Raw genomic sequence first — 5,271 nt, forward strand, 5'->3', positions numbered from 1 at the left:
CAGTTGCTGCGAAGACCTTTAGATATTCCCTGGAATGAATAAAGTGTTTTTTCTTATTCCCTCTAATTATGAATTAGAGGGAATTTTTTAGTATATGCAAGCTTGTCACGGACATAATTCAAGGAATATATTAATACTGGAACAAGCCTGTTATATTTATATAAAGGAAGGGAGTTTATGGCAGTAATCAATATAACACTCCTTACTGATATTAACGCTCTAATAGCTTCTGATAATGTGAATGAAGGAGATGCACTCCTTTTAGAGGAAGGCATATATTTTCAAACAGTAAATATTCTAAAGAGTAATATTCGAATTGTAGCCAAGAGGCCAGGAGTTATATTGGATGGTAAAGATATCCTCTTTACGACTATTACATTATCAAACGTTGTTGGAGTAGGAATAGAAGGTATTAACATAAGAAATTATCGATTTGAGAATATAATAATTCGATCTGGATCTGGCAATAGGATCATAAATAACAGAATAATCAGTGATCCGCTGTCTGATGGTATAGAAATAGTAGGTTCTAGTGGCAATCTGATTTGGAAAAACGAAATATGTGATAGTTTTAAAGGTAGATCCCTGGTTTTACATGAACCCTATCATTTTTCTGCCTCTGGTGATTGCTATTATTATATCTATATCGGCTTACTCCGCACCAGAGGGCAGCATTGTGATTCTAGAGAATGCAAATGGAACAAGATTCACAATGGATTTCAAGGAGTGGAGTTCTCAAAGCAAGTGTGAGTTATCCCTTAACAAGGGTGATGTGCTGCAATTTGAAGTAGCCCATGAAGACGGGGAAATTGCGCTTGCGATTAGAGGCAAAAATGGCAGTGGACCCTATACAGGAAACAACCTTTTAGTGAAGCCTATTCACTGTAACAGTATCTGAAGCGGATAAATATAATATACAAGTTACTGGAAAAAATGCAACTGGTAAGGTTATGGTTAAAAAAGTGGAAAGCGTTAATGATACAAAGCAGGAGTAAATTTATTTTTTACTCCTTTGCTTATGCTTTTTAAAATAATAGCCTAATCCACATATGCAGACAATCAGGCCTAATAATGCAGGTTTTAGAATAGACATGCCTGCTTTACCACTAGATGCAATACTCCAAATAAATTTTAGAACAGCCGCTCCTATTATAACACCTACAAGCCATTTCCAGTTTCTTTTCCATGCTGCTATAAGAAGCATAATGAAAAATAGGGGTACAGCTAAACTCATTAATATTTTGGGAGCTGTCCATGTACCCTTAAGGTAATCCATTTCAAAAGCTAAGAATGCTAATACCTGAGGGCTGTTTTCAGCTGGAACGGGAAACCAGAACATACTTGTAAATAGAGCAAATATTGTAGCGAATATGCCAGTATAGCTTTTCTTAAATGCAAATATAACCATTGGTATTATAAATAAGGGTCTGATATACCAGCTCAATATATTATGATGTCTTGCAAATGCCCAATTAAAAAACATATCATTGGTTAGAAATAATATGATAAATATTATGGTAGCGACTGCAAATAACATCCCTACCATGATATCTATTTTCTTATTCATAGTCAAACCTCCTTTAGGTTTCAATCAAATTTATTCTGAATTCCATTAAATATTATATACAAGAGTGAATCTACAAAATCATTTATGCCTTCTTCATTTTGTTCATAATTGACTGTACCAAACTTATCAATCATATATTTATTGACTATGCTATTCAAAGATTGGAGCAACAAGCTTAAAGCTAAAGAATCAACCCTACTATCAATTTCACCTTTTGCTTTTGCATTGTCTATCATTTGCAAAAATAGCGATTCTGATTGTTTCTCTCCTTCCTTAATAACTGCTGATTTAACCGATTCATCATTTTCTTTAGTGAATTGTTCACCTAAAGCAGCATATTGAGGATATTTTTTTGCAAATTCTACACCTTTAAGAAAAAGCAAACGAAATTGCTCCAATAGCGATAATGTATGGAATTCTGCAATAACACTGGAAAAAAACTTAATTTTTTCTTCTATAGCTAAAGTCATTATATAAACATACAAATCCAGCTTATCTGCAAAATACTGATAAAAACTTCCTTTGGCAATATTTGATTTATTGCATATCTGATTTACGCTGGCTGTATTATAATCAGCTTTAGAAAATTCGTCCATAGCAGCTGAGATTATTAAGCTTCTTTTATCATCTGGCAAGTTAAAAAAGGTTTCTTGTGGCATAAGATCCTCCTTTCACAAATAAGTGACCGCCTGGTCACATCCTTACTTTTATTATATGATCATGTGGTCACATTGTCAAATAAATTATCGAGATGTATAATCATGGTAACTAAACAGAATATAGCTTTACAGATAGAAAGTTTAATAATATGATAGTAAGCAAATAAAAGAAATGGGATTTGAATTTATTTTTTGTGCTAAGTGATGGAGAGCAGAGGACACTTTTAGAAGATTGGAGTCGAAATAATATGAACAAAGAAAAAGCAAAGGAAATATTTGAACGATATAACCCAACTTCAGATATTGTTCGTTGTCCAAGAGGTAGAGCCAATATTCGAAAGCTACTTGATTCATACGCTAGAGCTGCGGTGAATCTATATGGCATTATCAGCCGAGATGATTTTGTTAATATTTTCAATGAACAAAATGAAGATAAGACAAACATAGAGGAGATATATATTCTGCTCTTGCCGCTAGTATTAAAGAATGGCAGGTACGGCTTTTATAAAGAGTACATCGTGCATCATTTATTTTTTGATGACTTTAAACAGGCTGAAAATCTATTAGAACATCAGGCAGACAAACCTCGCTATGTACCAGAAAAAAATGAATTTCTTAAATATGTAGATAAAGATTATGAGGATAATGACCACTGGTGGAATGTAATCAGTTTTATGTTGAATGTTTTTGGTTTCAGTGATAACATAACAACAGCCTATAGAGAAATCAGAACTTATATGACTTACAGTGCTGGGATAAGAGAATTAGGAACCATTTTAGAGAAGTATGATATTGTTTTCGATAGCGAAAATCAATTACAGCAATTTTTAGATCTTATAATGCATGCAAAAAATAACACGCGGATATGGTTAAACAATGGACTTACTCCATCCGAATTACATGAGATTTCAAGCAAACAGAATAAAAACATTATTGAGTTTCCAAAATCGGATAGAACAAAAATCGGACGCAATGATCCTTGTCCATGTGGAAGCGGAAAGAAGTTCAAGAAATGCTGCGCTATATTTGAAGACATAAAAACGGCACAGTTAAGTCCAGATGAGTGCAGACTATTCTATGGAATATGGTTGGACTTGATAAGCTATGTTAATGAGCGAAAGAGTGTGGTAAGTGGAAAAATAAAGCCAGAATATCCTAATACCATTAGTAATATGAAGGTGCACAAAGTGAGAGAGGTACTGTGGAGTGAACCGGAACTGATAGACGAATATATTCGTGAAACTGAGCTACCTCAAGAGAAAATAGAAATTTTGAAGCTGTGGAGAAGGAACCATAAAAAAGGAATGTTCATTATTTTAGAGTATCTACCAGAATATGCCGTTGCAATTGGTTCAAATGAGCAGGGTGAAGACAGGCTATACGGGATAAAAGGGCTAAGCAATTCGGTAGCAAATACATTGCGACGAGAATTGCCTGTTCAAATTGAAACTGTTTTGCTTCCATTCAATGGTAAGATAATATATGACAGTTTTATGAATTCTATGTCGTTAGGATTTGGGGAAGGTGCTAGAAAGCTTTTCCGTGAGATATACGATAATGCGATAAAACACGGTATTATTGAGAGGTTGGATATTTAGACACATCATTGATATCCTGCGGTGAAGAGTAAAAAAGAAAACGAATGGGAGTGATAATTTTGACAAACGATCGTGTATATAAGATGGCCTTTTCAAAGGTTTATCCACTGCTGGTTCAAAAGGCGGAGCGAAAAGGGCGTACCAAATCTGAGGTTGATGAAGTGATTTGCTGGTTGACAGGGTATGACTATTCCGGTTTGCAGGCACAGATTGAGAAGAATGTTGATTACGAAACCTTCTTTAGAGAGGCTCCGCAGATAAACCCTAATTCTATAAATATTAAAGGCGTGATTTGCGGGCATCGTGTAGAGGAAATCCAAGACCCTCTAATGCAAAAAATCCGTTGGCTTGATAAACTGGTGGATGAATTGGCAAAAGGCAAGCCAATGGAGAAGATTTTGAGGAGTTGAAGTTGAATAGTAATGTGGGATTACAAGCCGAAGTTGGCATGTAATCCCTTATACTATTCTAAAGAGTTTTCGCATAATCGCCTATTTTTTTGTCCATGGTTGTTATGTGATTTGTAAGCCAGTTTATAACCATTTTATTTGCATTTATTATAACTAGAAGATTACCTCCGGACTCGTTATATTCGCTCTTCAATTTGGCAAGATCTTTGATAAAGCTTGCATGTGCTTTCTTTTGGGCATCAATTTCAGGGTAGCCGATTTTTTCCATATAGGCTTCTTCATCTCTAAAGTGCTGTTTTGTATACTCATCTAAGAAATCAATCATTGTATTTATGTATTCTTTTGCTCTCTGTGCTTTTCCGGCTTCAAACAGTTCATTAGCCTTTTCAAACCATATTTTGTGTTGGTCATCAATTTGATTAACACCGACCGATAAGTTAGGAGTCCATGCTATTGCCATAAAAATCCTCCTTTTAGGTTATTTATATTATATTGATTGTATAGTTTTTTGTAGAAAAACTCAATAGATTTCCAAAAAAGGATGAAATATGCGTCGAGAGAAGTCGAATTCAGACATAAAGCTACTGCGTAATGTGAAGTCTGAAAAACTTATGAAGCTTTGGCAGGAGTGTAACAAATTGTTAGAGGGGAGTAGTCCAAATTGACATTTATTTTAGAATGATATAAAGTGATTTAAATAAGTTGACATGAATAGCCGCCCAGATTTATTATAACATTATACTCATTATAGCATACAGCAGATTTGATATATTATATTGAATGAACTTGTAGTAATAAATGTATTAGTGAAGTCTTAATACGGAGTGAATATTAATGAGTCTGGAGAATAATGCAATATTAAACATCTATTCTATTGGGATAGTTCTAATCATCTATTTTCATGCATTTAAGCTTTTTGAAAAAGATTCTATGTCGGACAAGCTTTATATGTCGATGCTATATTCAACTATTTTCATGCTGATAGTAGATATACTAAGCAGATTTGACGGTAATACCTCTATAATTTATATTGTGCT

At 34.1% G+C, this 5,271-nt stretch carries 7 protein-coding genes; 4 read left to right on the forward strand and 3 right to left on the reverse strand.

What is annotated here, in order from left to right; translation table 11 throughout:
* Positions 1–177 precede the first annotated feature (177 nt).
* On the forward strand, positions 178–750 hold the full coding sequence (locus ACESM9_RS14100; RefSeq protein ID WP_373000033.1) for a hypothetical protein: 573 nt from the start codon (positions 178–180) through the stop codon (positions 748–750).
* 247 nt (positions 751–997) lie between these two features.
* Here ACESM9_RS14100 and ACESM9_RS14105 read toward each other — a convergent pair whose 3' ends face one another.
* Positions 998–1,567 (reverse strand): hypothetical protein, encoded by a 570-nt coding sequence (locus ACESM9_RS14105; RefSeq protein WP_373000036.1) that lies wholly within the window; start codon positions 1,565–1,567, stop codon positions 998–1,000.
* 20 nt (positions 1,568–1,587) lie between these two features.
* Positions 1,588–2,226, reverse strand: a complete 639-nt coding sequence (locus tag ACESM9_RS14110; protein ID WP_373000039.1) for a TetR/AcrR family transcriptional regulator — start codon at positions 2,224–2,226, stop codon at positions 1,588–1,590.
* A gap of 248 nt (positions 2,227–2,474) precedes the next feature.
* Between ACESM9_RS14110 and ACESM9_RS14115 the strand changes: the two genes are divergently transcribed.
* A complete protein-coding gene (locus tag ACESM9_RS14115) occupies positions 2,475–3,824 on the forward strand; it encodes a YecA family protein (protein WP_373000042.1) in 1,350 nt (449 codons plus the stop codon).
* Between the two features lie 59 nt (positions 3,825–3,883).
* The gene (locus ACESM9_RS14120; protein ID WP_373000046.1) at positions 3,884–4,234 is read left to right on the forward strand and encodes a DUF2200 domain-containing protein; all 351 of its coding nucleotides are present in this window, start codon (positions 3,884–3,886) and stop codon (positions 4,232–4,234) included.
* A 58-nt stretch (positions 4,235–4,292) separates the two neighbouring features.
* Here ACESM9_RS14120 and ACESM9_RS14125 read toward each other — a convergent pair whose 3' ends face one another.
* Positions 4,293–4,694 carry a bacteriohemerythrin gene (locus ACESM9_RS14125; RefSeq protein WP_373000049.1) on the reverse strand — a complete coding sequence of 134 codons (402 nt, stop codon included), beginning with the start codon at positions 4,692–4,694 and terminating at the stop codon, positions 4,293–4,295.
* Positions 4,695–5,068: 374 nt separating this feature from the next.
* On the opposite strand from ACESM9_RS14125, the gene ACESM9_RS14130 reads away from it, so the two are divergent.
* Positions 5,069–5,271: hypothetical protein (locus tag ACESM9_RS14130; RefSeq protein WP_373000052.1), on the forward strand; the 203-nt coding region annotated here is incomplete at its 3' end.

It is taken from the genome of Lutispora sp. (genome assembly GCF_041687175.1).
Classification (GTDB): domain Bacteria; phylum Bacillota; class Clostridia; order Lutisporales; family Lutisporaceae; genus Lutispora.

Bases quoted from the DNA above. Each gene is read 5' to 3' on its own strand.
- ACESM9_RS14100 (WP_373000033.1), top strand. From the start codon at position 178: ATGGCAGTAATCAATATAACACTCCTTACTGATATTAACGCTCTAATA.
- ACESM9_RS14110 (WP_373000039.1), bottom strand. From the start codon at position 2,226: ATGCCACAAGAAACCTTTTTTAACTTGCCAGATGATAAAAGAAGCTTA.
- ACESM9_RS14105 (WP_373000036.1), bottom strand. From the start codon at position 1,567: ATGAATAAGAAAATAGATATCATGGTAGGGATGTTATTTGCAGTCGCT.
- ACESM9_RS14125 (WP_373000049.1), bottom strand. From the start codon at position 4,694: ATGGCAATAGCATGGACTCCTAACTTATCGGTCGGTGTTAATCAAATT.
- ACESM9_RS14115 (WP_373000042.1), top strand. From the start codon at position 2,475: ATGAACAAAGAAAAAGCAAAGGAAATATTTGAACGATATAACCCAACT.